Annotated in this window: 13 protein-coding genes; 10 read left to right on the top strand and 3 right to left on the bottom strand. The window is 54.1% G+C overall.

What is annotated here, in order from left to right:
- The first annotated feature begins 10 nt into the window (after nt 1-10).
- From LOC67_RS24920 to LOC67_RS24895, 6 genes are read left to right on the top strand one after another with little or no spacing between them, the layout of a single operon-like run.
- Nucleotides 11-1021: an RDD family protein gene (locus tag LOC67_RS24920; RefSeq protein WP_230265563.1), complete on the top strand. Its 1011-nt coding sequence runs from the start codon at nt 11-13 to the stop codon at nt 1019-1021.
- A complete protein-coding gene (locus LOC67_RS24915; protein ID WP_230265562.1) occupies nt 1018-2118 on the top strand; it encodes a stage II sporulation protein M in 1101 nt (366 codons plus the stop codon). Before LOC67_RS24920 ends, LOC67_RS24915 begins: the two co-directional genes overlap by 4 nt.
- Nucleotides 2108-3094 carry a hypothetical protein gene (locus LOC67_RS24910; RefSeq protein ID WP_230265561.1) on the top strand — a complete coding sequence of 329 codons (987 nt, stop codon included), beginning with the start codon at nt 2108-2110 and terminating at the stop codon, nt 3092-3094. The genes LOC67_RS24915 and LOC67_RS24910 overlap by 11 nt, the downstream gene beginning before the upstream one ends.
- Nucleotides 3091-3933: a hypothetical protein gene (locus LOC67_RS24905; protein ID WP_230265560.1), complete on the top strand. Its 843-nt coding sequence runs from the start codon at nt 3091-3093 to the stop codon at nt 3931-3933. Before LOC67_RS24910 ends, LOC67_RS24905 begins: the two co-directional genes overlap by 4 nt.
- Nucleotides 3930-5468, top strand: coding sequence for a hypothetical protein (locus LOC67_RS24900; RefSeq protein WP_230265559.1), 1539 nt, complete (start codon nt 3930-3932; stop codon nt 5466-5468). Before LOC67_RS24905 ends, LOC67_RS24900 begins: the two co-directional genes overlap by 4 nt.
- A 23-nt stretch (nt 5469-5491) precedes the next feature.
- Nucleotides 5492-6562: an AAA family ATPase gene (locus tag LOC67_RS24895; RefSeq protein WP_261367107.1), complete on the top strand. Its 1071-nt coding sequence runs from the start codon at nt 5492-5494 to the stop codon at nt 6560-6562.
- 296 nt (nt 6563-6858) lie between these two features.
- Here LOC67_RS24895 and LOC67_RS24890 read toward each other — a convergent pair whose 3' ends face one another.
- Nucleotides 6859-7839 (bottom strand): DUF6666 family protein, encoded by a 981-nt coding sequence (locus tag LOC67_RS24890; RefSeq protein ID WP_230265558.1) that lies wholly within the window; start codon nt 7837-7839, stop codon nt 6859-6861.
- A gap of 553 nt (nt 7840-8392) precedes the next feature.
- Here LOC67_RS24890 and LOC67_RS24885 point away from each other — a divergent pair.
- Nucleotides 8393-9379, top strand: coding sequence for a hypothetical protein (locus LOC67_RS24885; RefSeq protein ID WP_230265557.1), 987 nt, complete (start codon nt 8393-8395; stop codon nt 9377-9379).
- Between the two features lie 204 nt (nt 9380-9583).
- Nucleotides 9584-9934 (top strand): PEGA domain-containing protein, encoded by a 351-nt coding sequence (locus LOC67_RS24880; protein WP_230265556.1) that lies wholly within the window; start codon nt 9584-9586, stop codon nt 9932-9934.
- 307 nt (nt 9935-10241) lie between these two features.
- Here LOC67_RS24880 and LOC67_RS24875 read toward each other — a convergent pair whose 3' ends face one another.
- Entirely contained in the window at nt 10242-10391 is a 150-nt protein-coding gene (locus tag LOC67_RS24875; RefSeq protein WP_230265555.1) for a hypothetical protein, read from the bottom strand.
- A gap of 149 nt (nt 10392-10540) precedes the next feature.
- On the opposite strand from LOC67_RS24875, the gene LOC67_RS24870 reads away from it, so the two are divergent.
- On the top strand, nt 10541-11806 hold the full coding sequence (locus LOC67_RS24870; RefSeq protein WP_230265554.1) for a DUF1559 domain-containing protein: 1266 nt from the start codon (nt 10541-10543) through the stop codon (nt 11804-11806).
- 31 nt (nt 11807-11837) lie between these two features.
- The gene (locus LOC67_RS24865; RefSeq protein ID WP_230265553.1) at nt 11838-12026 is read left to right on the top strand and encodes a hypothetical protein; all 189 of its coding nucleotides are present in this window, start codon (nt 11838-11840) and stop codon (nt 12024-12026) included.
- 182 nt (nt 12027-12208) lie between these two features.
- Here LOC67_RS24865 and LOC67_RS24860 read toward each other — a convergent pair whose 3' ends face one another.
- Nucleotides 12209-14077: an ATPase with chaperone activity gene (locus LOC67_RS24860; protein WP_230265552.1), complete on the bottom strand. Its 1869-nt coding sequence runs from the start codon at nt 14075-14077 to the stop codon at nt 12209-12211.
- Between the last annotated feature and the right edge of the window lie 637 nt (nt 14078-14714).

The raw sequence follows: 14714 nt of genomic DNA, 5'->3' as shown, positions 1-14714 counted from the left end.
CTAGGATTGCATGGCCGCCGCAGCTCCGCTCGATACAACCATCGGTGTCGTCACGCCGGAGAACATTGCCTTTGAATATCAATTGGCGGGGCCGTTTCGCCGTTTGCCAGCCTATCTGATTGACTTTGCGGTTCGCTGGTTAGTCGTCGTTCTTGTTTGGTTTGCGCTCGTGATCGCAGGCGGCATGATGTCGTTCTTTTCTGCGTTTTCGGGGCCGCTGAGCCAAGCCATCTTTGTGATCGGTATTTTTATCATCCATTGGTTTTATGGCACGCTGCTGGAAGCCTATTTCAACGGGCGAACGATCGGGAAATGGATGTGCGGGATTCGCGTGATCGAAATCGACGGTCGCCCGGTTTCGCCGCGTAGTGCGCTGCTTCGCAATTTGTTACGAGTTGCCGATTTGGCACCCGTCGCGGCGATCAATACGTTTGATCCCGATGTGCCACTGATGTTCGTGATACCTACCGGGATCGTCGGCCTTACCACAATGATGATGACCCAGCGAATGCAGCGATTGGGTGACTTGGCAGCCGGGACGATGGTGGTTGTCGACGAGCGAAAATGGCAGCTGCCGGTCGCAAAAGTGGACGACGCAAGGGTTCCGGCACTCGCGTCGTATATTCCAGGCGACTATTTGATCACGCGAAAGATGGCGAGAACCTTGGCGACCTACGCCGAACGACGACATTTCATGACACCACCGCGTCGTCGCGAAGTGGCAAGGAAATTGTCCGACCCATTGATCGAGCGATTTGAATTTCGCAAAGACATCGACCCGGATCTGCTGCTTTACGCACTTTATTACAAAACCTTTTTGGCTGATGCGGCAAGTGAACCGCCCGATCTGGGACCGCTCGCCGGGTACAGTCCACTTGCCAAAGATATTGCCAAGCCGGGAGGACTTGTGACCGGCGGAACCACGGCCGGAGTTCCCAATACAACGACGGGTGTCAGCGCCAATCAATCCGATTCGGTTACCCTTGCACAAGCCAACACCAACATCGAGGCGACACAATGAATGTTGCCAAACTGTTGGAGAAACGCCGGACCGACTGGTCTGAACTGGAACAGCTTTGCGAAGCGATGGAGCTTCGTGGGCGAACCGATGGAGCGGGAGTCAAGCATCGTGGCGCCGCCGGCATTACACGTTTCGCATCGCTTTATCGTGCGGCTTGCGCCGACTTGGCTTTGGCCGATGCGTATCAATTGCCGCCCAACACGGTGACCTATCTTCATCGCTTGGTGGCTCGAGCGCACAACCAGCTCTATCGCACCCAATCGGCTTCGCCAGGCGGATGGTTTCGAGTGCTTTTGGAAGAAGCACCGCAGCGCATCTTTGCTGATGGCTGCGTTAAGGTTGCAACGATCGTTTTCTTCGGATTGTTTGCGATGGCGATGATCATGGGAGCTGCCGAAAACCAGTTTCCAGAGTTCTCCGAGCGTGTATGCGGTAGCAAGATGCTCGAAGCCACCGAGGACTCATTTCGCGAACCGCTAAACGTCGCGCCGGAAGAGTACTCTGCGCGAGCGGCGTTCTATATCCGGCATAACACCGGCATCGGGCTGCAGTGTTTTGCTTGGGGCATCCTGTTGATCCCCTGCCTCTATACCCTTGCGTACAACGCGATCGTACTGGGCGCGACGTTCGGCTATATGTCACGCGATGGCATCGAAGGGGCCGATCACTTTTTTGAATTTGTGACCGCTCACGGGCCCTTCGAGTTGACTGCGATCGCCTTGTCAGCAGCCGGTGGAATGCGGCTGGGGCTGGGGCTGTTCTATACAAAGGGATTGTCACGAGTCGATTCGGTACGGTTGGCCGGTCGAGACGCCGTGCCCATCATGGCGGCTAGCGCAGCGATGTTTATTTTGGCTGCATTTACCGAAGGCTTTCTTTCGCCCAGCGGAGCACCTTATCTGGTGAAGGTCGCATGGTCGATTTTCTCGAGCGGATTGATCACGTTGTATTTCGTGATTCTGGGCTTTCCACGCCAGAAAACATCCGAACGATCGCTCATTCGAACTGCTCGCTACGCAGACCTTGTCGACCGCAGTTCGGCCGAAACCTCCAGTCCACCAAGTGGGCAGCAAGGGGGCGTTCGCCATGCAACTTGACCAAACCCATGTTGCGATCCGGGTGAGAACGCTGTCAGAAATCGGTGATCTCGCCCTGGTGTTACTGCATCGATACCCAACCTTATTATTGGTTGGCTTCTTCATGGGGGCATTCCCATGGATGGTCGCCAACGCATTGTTGTTGTATTGGATTCCGATTACCGAAGCGCAGTATGGGTTAGATGATCCAGAAGCACGTTGGCAAATCAGCCGATACATCACGTGGATGGCATTGTTGGTGTTCCTACAAACGCCGGCCGCTGGGGTGATCACAACGATCTATCTTGGCCAAGCGGTTTTTGAATCCAGTCCCAGTTGGAAAAGTGCGACCGCGACGGCGAAAAAGTTGTTCGGACGGTGGTTTCGTTTTTTAGCGGTTCGGCGAATGGTCCTACCCGCGATGATCATTGTCGGGATGCGGATGTTCCGCCCCTGGGATTCGTTGTTTGACGTCACGTTTCCACTGATGTTTTTCTTTGTCGCGGTGGTCGTCCGTGCCAGCCGACCGTTCCTGCCGGAGATGATTCTGCTGGAACGTTGTCCGGTTCGAAGTAAAAATCCCAACGAAATCACGCTGTCTAAGCGGGCTCGCGCACTGCACCGTCCTTCGGGAAGCGATGTCGGAAGCCGTTGGGTCGTGTCTGCGTTTATGCTAACGATCATCTTCGCAGGTTTGTTCTATAGCTTGGTTTGGGTTCGAGGGATCGCGACCGGCTATTGGAACATTGGCCTGTTCACATTGCTGGTGTTGTATCCAATTGCGTTGTGGATGGTGGGTGGATTGAGCGTTGTGGTGCGAATGATCGCGTATCTAGATACTCGGATACGCCTCGAAGGCTGGGACGTCGAACTGGCTGTTCGCGCCGAAGCGATCCGGCAATTCGGCGATGAAGGAGACTCCGTTATCGAGCAGGCTGGCAGTCAACCGCGTTCATCGTCGTCTAGGATTCGTCCGGCAGCCGGAGGGACCCGATGACACAACGCATATGCATGGTACTTATTGTTGCTGCGGCATCACTGTGGCAATCGTCTGCTCAAGAAGCATGGGCCCAGGAGGGGGCTGACTCAGCTTCCACGACGACTGAATTCAAAGGCAAGTTACCCACGACACCATGGTACGACGGCCAGCAAGAACATCTGATTCCGGTTCAGGTAACGCCACGTGCGGATGATTCGATCAATCGCGCTAGCCGATGGCTGCCAAAGCCCAAAAGTGTCTCAGTCAAAAAAGACTCGACTACAAAAACCACGCCACTGAATCCGAATAACACCGGTGTGTTCGGATCAGGGTTCACGCTGGGGAATCTGTTCGGTTGGGTTTTGTTGATCTCGATCGTATTGATGATCGTCGGCGTTGTGGTCTACGCCATCGGACGTGCCGAAACGAAGCTCTCTGGAAACGAAAAGGAAGACGGCAAATTGGATGGCAAGCTGCCTGATCAGCAAACTTTGGAACGGATCAAGCATTTGCCACCTGAACTGCGCCGAACCGATGTCAATCTACGCAGCGAATGCGAACGGTTGATGAATCAAGGCGAATACGATCAGGCGATTATCCTGTTGCTCGGTCACCAGTTGTTGTTGCTTGACAAGTACGGCTTGTTGCGGTTGGCTCGCGGAAAAACCAACGGAAAGTATGTCCGCGAGACACGTTCGAACCATGCGGATTGTGCGCAGTGGTTGCGTCAAACCGCGGACGCGTTTGAGCATTCCTACTTTGGACGCCACGAAATTCAGGATGATGTCTTTGTGCAGCTCTGGAATCAGAACGCTTCACTGGAACAAGCCGCACTCGCGCATGGAGATCATTCATGATTCGCGTTGGTGCAAGCTTTAGGTCTGTAACCCTTTGGGCCGCGACGTTTGTTTTGATCGCCGGATGTACCGGCGGGTTGGAAACTCAGTACGGCGGCAACACGGGCTATTTTTCGCAGCGCAGCATCAACGGTTTGACGACGTTTCGAAACGCGTTTGATCGCGAGGGATTTTACACCCGCGACATGACGCGTTTGACCGAACGGACTCGTAAAGTCGTATCGCTCGTTTGGACCCCGGCATATGTGGTGGCTCCAGAGAGCAAGACGATGTCATGGATCGATCGATGGTTGCGACAAGGCGGTAGAACACTGGTCTACGTCATCCCCGATAGTGGATCGGCGACGGACTATTACCGTCAAGCGACACATTTAGCCGCTCCCGATCAGCGGATGGAATATCGTCGTCTGTACGGCGAAAGCCTGATCAAAGAGCATCAAATGCAAATGATGCGGAACCCCGTTCGATTTGGGAATTGGTTCGTCATCGCGCCCAAAGTTCAAACGGCAAAGACATTGCTTGCCACGGATGATTTGCGATCAAGCGATTGGGGAGGCTATGTCGAATCCACCGACAACGGCGAGACTGAAAAGCAAGTTGAATCTGGGCTGTCAAAACGCAATCGCGAATATGAATGGGTCATTGAGTCGATCGATCAGCGTGGTGCAGTACCGGCGACTGCGGCAGGGAATAACGCGATTGTTCAAGTCTTGCCAAACGGTAGTGACGCAAACGTGAATGTCGCAGTAGGTGTTGCTGATGGAAGCAATGCTTTCGGTGCGATGAACGCGGATGAGATGCAGTTCAAGACTTTGGTGAAAACGGAAACCGGCGATTCGTTGGTCGTCAAGTTAACTTCCAAGGTCTGGAAGGATTCACAGGTGATCGTGCTCGTCGGGTCATCTCGGCTGACAAACTTTGGATTGACTCAACCAGAAAACCAAAGGCTTGCCTCTGCCGTCATTGATGAAGTCAAACACGCTTCGTTCGGCGGTAGCCTGGTCGACCAAGAACTTGAGTTGACGGCCGATGGTGAACAGCCACAGGTTGGTTTTGTCGTTGCCTCGGAAGGTTTGCCGGTCAGTACCCGTGTTGGAGAAATTCCGCGAGCGACGGGAGCGGAGATGTTGACCGAGTTTCCGCTCAGCATGGTGACCATCCATGCCGCAATCATCGGATTCGTCATCTGCTTGATTCTGTTCCCGATCTTTGGGCGACCACGCAAAGTCGAACGCGGAACGCTAACGCACTTTGGCGACCACCTCGATGCGGTCGCGACTCTGTTGTGGCGGCGTGGCGGCGAACCGTTCGCTCGAAAGCGAATCAGCGAGTACATGAAGCAAGTGCGAGGTGAAACACACGGTCCGTGGGTCATTGAAGAACCAAAGCATCAGAATTCCCCAGCACAGCATTTGCCAGTTCAGGGGCTTCCAGCACAGGAGTCTGCACCGGTTGCCGCGTCGCAGCCAGCAGCGACAATGGCACCCCAGGCCAGTTCTGATCGTCCGAACGAATCTGATCAATCTACGAAGTAAAGCCATCCAGTCGAGGAATAAAGTTGACAGACGCATCGCAAGGCAATCAGGAAATTGGGAACGGTAATCCCACTCCATCGCCACAAGTCCCTTCGTCGCAGTCGAATCCTGGAGTCGGTATTCGTCAAAAGAGTGATCGATTCGCGCCTGTTGAGCAGCTCTTCGATGCGATTTCCAAAGAGGTGGCCAAGCTCTATGTCGGTCAAGATGAACTGGTTTTGGGGACTCTCACCGCATTGTTCTCTGGCGGTCATGTTCTGATTGAGTCCGTACCGGGTTTGGGAAAGACGCTTTTTGTCCGAACGCTTGGGCGTGTCCTCGGCTGTGATTTTGGACGCATTCAATTCACGGCGGATTTGATGCCTTCGGACATTACCGGGGCGCCCGTTTTCGATATGCAGAAAAGTGAATTTCGATTCCGCCCAGGACCGGTATTCACCCAATTGCTGTTGGCCGACGAAATCAACCGCTCTCCCGCGAAGACTCATGCGGCGCTGCTGGAGATCATGCAGGAATATCGCGTGACAATTGACGGGACCAGTCATGTGGTTCCACAGCCGTTCCTGGTCATGGCGACCCAAAACCCGTTGGAGAGCGAAGGGACATACAACTTGCCCGAAGCGCAGCTGGACCGATTCATGTTCAAGCTGAAAGTTGATTATCCCAACGAATCCCAGGAAGCAGAGATTCTGAAGCTGCACAGCAGGCAATTGAGCCTCAATGAACGTCTCGAAAACGAAATCAAAAAGATTACGGATCCGAAGACCGTGATGGACTGCATTCAACTTTGCGGCACCGTCAACGTCGAAGATGCATTGGTCGACTATATCAACAAGATTGTTCGAGCGACGCGATCGTGGCCTTCGTTCCACCTTGGGGCATCGCCACGAGCTGGGCTGGCGCTGATGCAGTGTGCACGCACGTTAGCGGGCTTTGGTGGACGCGATTATGCGATCCCAGATGATGTCGTCGAAGTCGCGATCCCCGCGCTTCGGCACCGAGTGCAATTGACAGCTGAAGCAGAAATCGAAGGCCGAGACGTCGACGAAGAATTGCAAGCGATGATTCGCGGGATCGAAGTCCCTCGGGATTGATCGCCGAACATTTTTTTAACCGCGGCTAACGCCGTTGCGGCTCAGGTGGTGTCTTGAACTGAACCGTGATCGCGCTAGCGACGGTTTTGTGGTTGGGTCGGTCGCGTTGTTCATTTAACCGCGGCTAGCGCCTTTGCGGCTCAGGTGGTGTTGTACTGAGCCGCATTGGCGCTAGCCGCGGTTGCGTGATCTTCTAGCTTCCTTGGCGGGCAGAGCCCGCAAGACATTGCATGCGAGGCGGGAGCCTCGCACTCGCTAGCGACGGTTGCTTGATCCTTCCCGTCATCAGCCCAACGCTATTGGCGATCGACAATCATCGTGCCGTTGTCCGCGACGCCCAATAACGGGCGGGAATACCAACGGCCGCCTTTGCAGGCCCCTGGTCGGAACGTAAATCCAAACGCCAGATTCCAGCCCTCTTGCATGAAATCGGCTGATGATGCCTGTTCGTCGGGAATGTAATACGTTGCCGAAGTATCCCAAGTCACATTGCGATGGACTGGCAAGCCCAGATCCAAGTTGAGAATCATGTCCGAATCATCGGTCCATCCCAGTGCGGCTTCCAAACTGCCGAACTCGGAAAGCATTTGTCGGTAAAAGAATCGGTATTGGTTTACCGAATCAAACGCAATGTTGTTGCTGATCGTATTGCCAGACGCATCAACAACGCTGGTCAGATCGTCGTCGTCTTTGATTCCGGTGGCAAATTTGAATCCCAACACATCACAGTGCTGTGTCTTCCAGGACAGTTCGCCACGCAGCTGAACCAAATTGCTGCGGAAGTACCAGTCTTCATACAGGTAGTCAACAACGAGGCCGTACTGCAGACCCCAGTCCACACGTCGGAACAGTCCGTTGGTCAAAAAGATCTGCTTGCGCGATTCGTCGGTAAAGTCAGCACCCGACAGGTTGGCTTGTAGGAAACGAACACCTGATTGGTATGACAGGTCGGTTCCAAAGAAACCGAGCGAGACGCCTTTGTTGAAGCCTTCGTAGAAACCAAAGCTTCCGCTGCCGCGTTGATCACCTGATGTCACATCGGCGTAGTTCATTGGTCCGGTAAAACCGGCTGCACCTGCGAAGAATTCCATTCGGTTCCATGGAACAGACAGGCGAGGAAACATTCCGTCTAGGAATCCCCGAACGCCGTTGCCGCAGCCGCTACAGTCGCAGCCTGGGGTGTAGCTGTCGCAGCATCCGTCGCAACCCATATCAAAGCAGCCTTCTGCGCCGCACCCTGGCTCGGCCCAAGTTTCCAATCCGCAAGATGCCTCCATGCCACAGCTCGCTTCAAACCCGCAAACAGGTTCAAGCCCGCATGATGGACCGCGAACATCTCCGACGGCACAGTCACAAACCGATTCGCAACCGCAGGTCGATTCGAAGATGGGACTCGATGAAATGATTTGTCCGGGAGCGAACTCGCCAGACTCAACGATTGTGGCATGGTGATCGACCGCTCGAACGACAGGTTGCAGTCTCGCCCTCTTGCTAGAGGGGATCGGGGTGGCTGATCGAGTGGAGGTGCGTTGTCGGGTTCGCACTGGAGAAGCGTGTGAAACATCGATCCTATCTTGATCGAACACGTCTTCCGCAGCTGCTGCGACGGGGCGCTGAGCCTCGGTTGTGGGGCCAAAGGCTTGCCAAATTACAAAGCTAAGCAGCAGTACAACCGCCCTGGAACCCGTGATTTTCTGTGCCGAAGCGAAATTTTGATTCACCAGTCCCGGCGAAATGGTGGTCTTGGACGTTATCATGTTCTGAAATCTTTCCGCAGGGAGGGACGGCAATTGATTTACACTTACGGTGTTACCTTCGGCATTCAGAATCGTGATCATTAGAAAACTTTGCGCAACCGTCACCGCTTTTCCGACCGTTACGATCGCGCTGGCGACAGTCTTTGGAACGGTTGGTTTTGACGCAATCCATAGCAACTCCGCATCAGCACAGGAGGCGGCTGCGGATAGTTCAGCGGCGGAATCTGACGCTTCAAGTCCGTCCGCAGAATCGAGATTTGCTGCAAAAGAAACGGAAGTCCCATCGCCTATTGATCTGGAAAATGCTGCCGTTACCTATCCACGCGCGGTAACGGTTGATGGCGACAAGAAATACATCGTCGATCTGGATCTGCCGGGAATCTGGGTTCAAACCGATGAGTCTTCAAAGGTTTTCACGCCAGGAACCAAACTGCTTCGAAAGGCGATGAATCGTCCTTGGTGTGTTGCGGTCCACCCGGCCGGAGGTTTGCTCATTGGTGACTCCGCAACGCGAGAGATCTATCACGCGAAAGAATCCGGCACCAAATTGATCGCACTCAACGGAGGCTATCTGGGAATTCCAATGGCCCTCGCTGTCGATTCAGAAGGCAATCAGGTTTACGTTGGTGATGCCGAGCGTCGCGCCGTATTCCGTTTGCCGATTGGCGGCGGCAAGCCGGAGTTGGTTGCTCGTGTCAACGCGCGTGGCTTGTCGTTCGATTCCGAAGGCAACCTGTGGGCGATCACTCCCGATGCCGATGCCGTTGTGAAAATCGACGTTTCCAAAAACAGTGCCGAAACGGTCGTCGGCGATCGGCCGTACCAGTTTCCAAACGGATTGGTGTGGGCCGGAGAAGAAGGCTTTGTCACCGACGGTTATGGAAAAGCGATTTGGCGCTTCACTGCTGACGGCAAAACGGAAAAGTGGTTTGAGGGCGAGCCGTTGCAAAGTCCCGTCGGGATTTCGGTCGACGAAAACTACCTTTATGTCGCCGATCCGCGAAGCAAGCAGGTCTACCGCTTCGACCGGAAAGACAAGTCGGTTGAGCCAATTCTGTAATTGCCCTGGAAAAAGTCTGCTTTGAATTGTTAGTAACCAAACGCAGCCCGAGATCTTTGGTGCTAATGGCATCGAAAGGAAGCGGGCGAGTTAATCCGTTGCTTTCAATTCAATTCCAATTCGGGCAGAGCTTTGCGATTTCAGTTTCACATCCTCTGCTGTTTCACGTTGCTAATCCTCTGCAGCGGATGTGTTCGCCGGCGGATGACAGTGCGTACCAATCCACCGGGGGCAATGGTTTCGGTGGATAACCAAGTGATTGGTTCTTCGCCTGCTGCGACACCCTTTACGTACTATGCGACGCGTGACATTCGGATTGAGGCGGATGGTTACCGGACCGAAACGATCCGTCGTCGGTTCAATCCGCCTTGGTATCAATGGCCTGGGATTGACTTCGTTGCCGAAACGCTTTGGCCAGGTGAACTTCGCGATGAGCGAATCATCGACGTGACGCTAACGCCACAGGTACAACCGCCGGACCAAGAGGTTATTTCTCGTGCAGATAACTTACGACAACAATCTCGAAATGGGATCGTCAGCGGTCGCCTGCAGTAGATTCTTTGGTAGGGGATGAAGGCATGTTGAACCGCAGCAAGCGGTTGAGCGTTCAGGCTTGCATACGATCTCTATCGGCCTGATTCTTAGGCGCACCTGATTCATCGGCGCATAAGCTCAAAACGGATGGGGCATCGTTTCGTAAACCATCGCTGCTTCGCTGCCTTGTGTGGTTCGTGGCAACTTGCAATCGGTGTCTCGTTGTCACTAGTGGCAAAAGAGAACTAGTGCTTCGTTCCATATGGAAATACGGGTTCGGGGCATCAGCCGACGGGCGTTAGCCCCGGTTATTGAACTGAAACCGTGGCTAACGCCATACGGCTAATCCCAAAATCGAGTTGTAACGAAGCACTAGTGGTGTTGGTCCATCGGGGGCGGTTGAAAACCGTTCAAGCATCGGTGAATTGAGCAAGCTTTCACGTCCAAATCTTTTGAGTTCGATGATGTTCTTTTCCATCGCTCTGAGGTTCGTTCTCTAAATGCCGAATGGGCCGCTTTAAACGCGATTGAGATTGTTCAATGACCCATTGCTGCGGATATACTCTGCCTCTGGTCTTGTATGGTGTCCTTGAAGACACCCTTCCATTCTCATTTAAACGGTGTCAAATGAATCGCATTGTTCTCCGACATCGTCGAGCTGGATTCACGCTCGTCGAACTTCTTGTTGTCATTGCAATTATTGGAATCTTGGTTGGCTTGTTATTGCCAGCCGTTCAGGCAGCACGCGAAGCCGCGCGTCGCATGTCGTGCAGCAACAACTTCAAGCAAATTGGCTTGGCTGCACACAACTATCATTCGGCCTATAAACAGTTGCCAACTCAGTGCGGTGGTACACGACCACCTGCAGGGAACCCATCGGCGAATAGCGTTGGTTCGGCAACCACCGGTGGCGGAACCAACCACGCGTTCATCAGCTACCTCGTCGGCCTGATGCCGTTCATGGAACAGCAAGGCATCTGGGATCAAATCAGCAACCCAAGCATCAAGGTTGTTGCCTCTCCCGACATGACCCCTCCGAATAGCTGGAGCCCGATGGGGCCAGTGCCATGGCAGTTGTTCTATCCGCCTTGGATGTCTGAGATCCCAACCCTGCGTTGCCCGAGTGACCCTGGGATTGGGTTGCCAGGTCAGGGGCGTACCAACTATGCCGCGTGCATCGGTGATTCGATCCGACGCCAGGATGTCGGTCGCTGGGATGGTGACCTCGCTTTCACTGGCAGCCAAGAAACCAACTGGGCGATCATCATCAAGACCGAACAGCGTGGGATGTTTGTGATTCGCGAAGCGACCCGCTTTCGTGACGTTCTGGACGGACTTTCCAACACCATCATGGGTGGCGAAATCGTTACCGGAATCGGTGACCGATCGATCATCGGCGAAGGGGCCGTTGGGCATACCAACACAGCGCTGCACGCGAACCCAAGCTTGTGCCGTGACAACAACGAAATCGATCCGGAACGCCCAGGATTTTGGTGTCAGAACTCAGCCAACTGCACTCAGCCATCCTTACAAGGAGCGGGCGGAAGCCGTTTCCGTGGTTTCCGTTGGTCGGACGGTCGTGCGTTGTGGAGCGGTATGACAACGATCCTGCCTCCCAACAAGGAAGTTTGTCAGCAGGGTGGAGCCAACGCGCCCGGTAGCGTTCCAGGCGTCTTCCCACCGAGTAGCCGTCACCAAGGTGGTGTGCATATTTTGATGGGTGACGGTGCGGTGGTCTTTATTTCCGATTCGATCGAGGCAGGTAATTCACACGCTCCAATGGTTCGCGCTGGCGCCGCTTACACTCCTGTTGGTAGTCCAAGCCCCTACGGGTTGTGGGGTGCATTGGGAACACGTGCCAATCGTGAAGTTATCCAAGAAAGCTTTCAGTGATCCAATCTAAAGGAATCGAATAGGAACAGATATGAAATCATTCGCGCGATTAACCTTGGCCGTAGCGTGCATCTGCGGCACCTTCAGTTTTGTCGGTTGCAGCAGCTCGGAAGTGACCGTGGTGGAACCGGAGAACGAAGATCAGCTTGAGATGATGCGTCAGATGGTTGAAGCCGAAGCGAAGGCGACCGACGAATCAGACGCCAACCGTCCTAAGTAGTTCGTTCAATGACCTGAACGTGAGATCGCTGTTGAAGCGGTCTTCGAAGAAATGCGGCTGGACTACACAGCCCAAACACTAAAAGCCCAGCGGCATTCCTGTCGCTGGGCTTTTTGAATTTTGCATGGCGATCGCGATGCGAATCGGATGCAAGTAGTGATGCGAATCGAGTTCGCATGTGCCTACATCACCGAGAAGTAGTTGTCACACGCGAAGTCCAGGTATTCGTTCTTAAGCTCGATTTCCAGGTCGTTGTACAAGCAATAGTTGCGTACTTGAAGCAACAAGTCGCGCGGCTGGCAGTTACGGAATGGTCGGTTGACCGGCTTGTAATGGGTTTCGATCAGGTAGTCGATCGCGTCGGGATTGTAAGGCACCTTGACGACCCGGCACATGATTTCCAGCAGCTTGCGGAAGTCTTGCTCGGGTGGGTTTTCGACTTCGATTTTGTACGGAATCCGGCGTAGGAACGCGTCGTCAACCAAGTCTTTCGGTTCAAGGTTCGTGCTAAAGATCACAAGCTGATCGAAGGGGACTTGGATCTTTTTACCACTCGCCATATTCAAGAAGTCATAGCGTTTTTCGAGTGGGATAATCCACCGGTTTAGCAGTTCGTCGACGCGCATTTTTTGGCGTCCAAAGTCATCGATCACCAGCGTTCCGCAATTGCTTTTCATCTGCAATGGAGATTCGCTGATCTTGCTTTCGGGGTTGTGCAAGACTTCCAGCATTTCCATCGTAAGCTCACCACCGGCCACGATTGTTGGTCGTTTGATGCGCACCCAGCGCTTGTCAAATCCGCCGATGTCCAGCAGTCCGGTCGACTCCTCGGGCATCGCGAGTTCATGGTTCATCGGGTCAAAGACTCGCATGATGTCGCCGTCAATATCGACGCTTCGTGGAATCCAGATGTATTTCCCGAACGCTCCGGTCACGCGTTCTGCGATCGATGTTTTGCCGTTTCCGGGAAATCCGAACAAGAACATACCTCGACCGCTAGCGACCGCTGGACCGAGCCGGTTGAGCATTTTTGGATTGATCAACAGGTCGCTAAAGGCGCGAACGAGGTCAGCCTTTTTGGGGTATTGGCCTTCGATCGTCTGGTATTTGACACTGTTGATGTAGTCAGAAAGGCGGACCGGGCATGCGCCAAAGTAGGTGCAGTCCACGCTGTGGTTTCGCGCGATTTGTCGCCCCGTTTCTGTCAGGATGTAGACGTAGTCATTGGTCGCGGTCGCACTTTTGTACGCGATGTTTTGCTCCATTTTTAGCCGAGTCAGAATGGGCTCGACCAACCGAAACGGAAGCTTGACTTGGTCTGCAACGCGTCGTCCTTCGCTTTCACCGGCGGTAAGCAAGAACCGATAGATGATCGCTTCCAGGATTGATTCGTTGATGCCACCTTTGTGAAAAGACTCTGGTTCGACGGGGCGCCAAGCTTCATCACGAGACCCTTTAAATCCCAGCGGTCCAGGTGGGATTTCGATCGATGCGCCCAACGACTGTTTTGGGCCACCGACCGGCGTGTCAGAGCTCGTTTCGTTCTGCTGCGTTTCAGGCTCTGCAGCAGATTTTGTCGGTGCAGCGTTAGCCGCTGGCTTCGCCGGACCGGTCGCCCCAGGGCTTGGTGCGCTTGGACGGGGCGACTGCGGTCCGTTGGCCGAACTGGGGTGGGCTTCTGCTGGGGCGGTGAATCCCGGGCCGTTGGGAACGACGGGCTGGGCCGGTTGAGGTCCGGTCGCGATGGGCTGGCGTGGCCGAGGACTGGTGAGCGGTTGTCCTGGTGTTGGTCCCGCTGCCTGTGGCGCTGCCTGCGGTGCTCTTTGCGGCGGCATTGGTTGCGCCGGAGCGGGCTGATTGGGCATCGTTGCCTGGGGAGGCATCGCTTGAGGCTGTGAGGATGCCGGGTTGTTTTGTGGGATCACCGGCCGCGGCTGTTGCTTGTCGGTCGGATGAGGCGTTTCGCTTTTCTTGGCACCGCCGGTGAGGGAGTGGATCCGCGAGATCAGGGCATCGAGTTGAGCATCAGGGTTGTCACTGGAAGTTGACATCCGTTCGGGATCCTTGTGAAAGGTTGCGATGCGAAAGTGGAATCGGGCGACCAAGTGGTCGTTCAATCGATATCGGCCTCCGACGAGGACTCATATTTGAAGGAAAGTCAGAAACGGAAACGACCACGTTGTTTGCCCATCTTGAAGCATGATGTGTCTCAAACACGGGGATTTTCGATCCTCGAAAATCTGGGGAGCGGTTTGTGATTACAGCGTTCAGGTGGCGTTAGAAACTTATTTACAAAAAACTCTTCGATGCCTCTTGCGAGACAGCGAGTCCGCCCCTATCTTTCCGCCTCCTTGGAAACGCCAGCCGCAAACGCGAAAGGCTTTCTAACCGATCATTGACAATTTGGTGGTGAAACTTCTGTTGAGTTCAGATATTGAGATCGCTTTTGAGCGATCAGAGCTCGTCTCTGGTTGATCAAAACAATGGCGAATTGTGGGCCGGCTAACCGACCGGCCCGCCAGCGAAAGCTCTCGGTTTTAAACTTGATTTCTCCAGCTGAAGCCTTCGGGTTTTAGTTGTGAATCGATACAAAATTGAAGGGTTTGATCCTGGCTCAGAATGAACGTTGGCGGCGTGGATTAGGCATGCAAGTCGTGCGAGAAGTGTTTTTTGCTTGCATTGAACACG

The organism is Stieleria sp. JC731 (assembly GCF_020966635.1).
Classification (GTDB): Bacteria; Planctomycetota; Planctomycetia; order Pirellulales; family Pirellulaceae; genus Stieleria.
The sequence above is the reverse complement of the archived record's forward strand: the minus strand, read 5'-3'. Positions and strand labels throughout refer to the sequence as shown.

Coding starts and splice junctions, on each gene's coding strand:
- LOC67_RS24865 (WP_230265553.1), top strand. CDS start 11,838: ATGAAATCATTCGCGCGATTAACCTTGGCCGTAGCGTGCATCTGCGGC.
- LOC67_RS24860 (WP_230265552.1), bottom strand. CDS start 14,077: ATGTCAACTTCCAGTGACAACCCTGATGCTCAACTCGATGCCCTGATC.
- LOC67_RS24915 (WP_230265562.1), top strand. CDS start 1,018: ATGAATGTTGCCAAACTGTTGGAGAAACGCCGGACCGACTGGTCTGAA.
- LOC67_RS24890 (WP_230265558.1), bottom strand. CDS start 7,839: ATGGAGGCATCTTGCGGATTGGAAACTTGGGCCGAGCCAGGGTGCGGC.
- LOC67_RS24920 (WP_230265563.1), top strand. CDS start 11: ATGGCCGCCGCAGCTCCGCTCGATACAACCATCGGTGTCGTCACGCCG.
- LOC67_RS24870 (WP_230265554.1), top strand. CDS start 10,541: ATGAATCGCATTGTTCTCCGACATCGTCGAGCTGGATTCACGCTCGTC.
- LOC67_RS24875 (WP_230265555.1), bottom strand. CDS start 10,391: ATGGAAAAGAACATCATCGAACTCAAAAGATTTGGACGTGAAAGCTTG.
- LOC67_RS24905 (WP_230265560.1), top strand. CDS start 3,091: ATGACACAACGCATATGCATGGTACTTATTGTTGCTGCGGCATCACTG.
- LOC67_RS24910 (WP_230265561.1), top strand. CDS start 2,108: ATGCAACTTGACCAAACCCATGTTGCGATCCGGGTGAGAACGCTGTCA.
- LOC67_RS24900 (WP_230265559.1), top strand. CDS start 3,930: ATGATTCGCGTTGGTGCAAGCTTTAGGTCTGTAACCCTTTGGGCCGCG.
- LOC67_RS24880 (WP_230265556.1), top strand. CDS start 9,584: ATGACAGTGCGTACCAATCCACCGGGGGCAATGGTTTCGGTGGATAAC.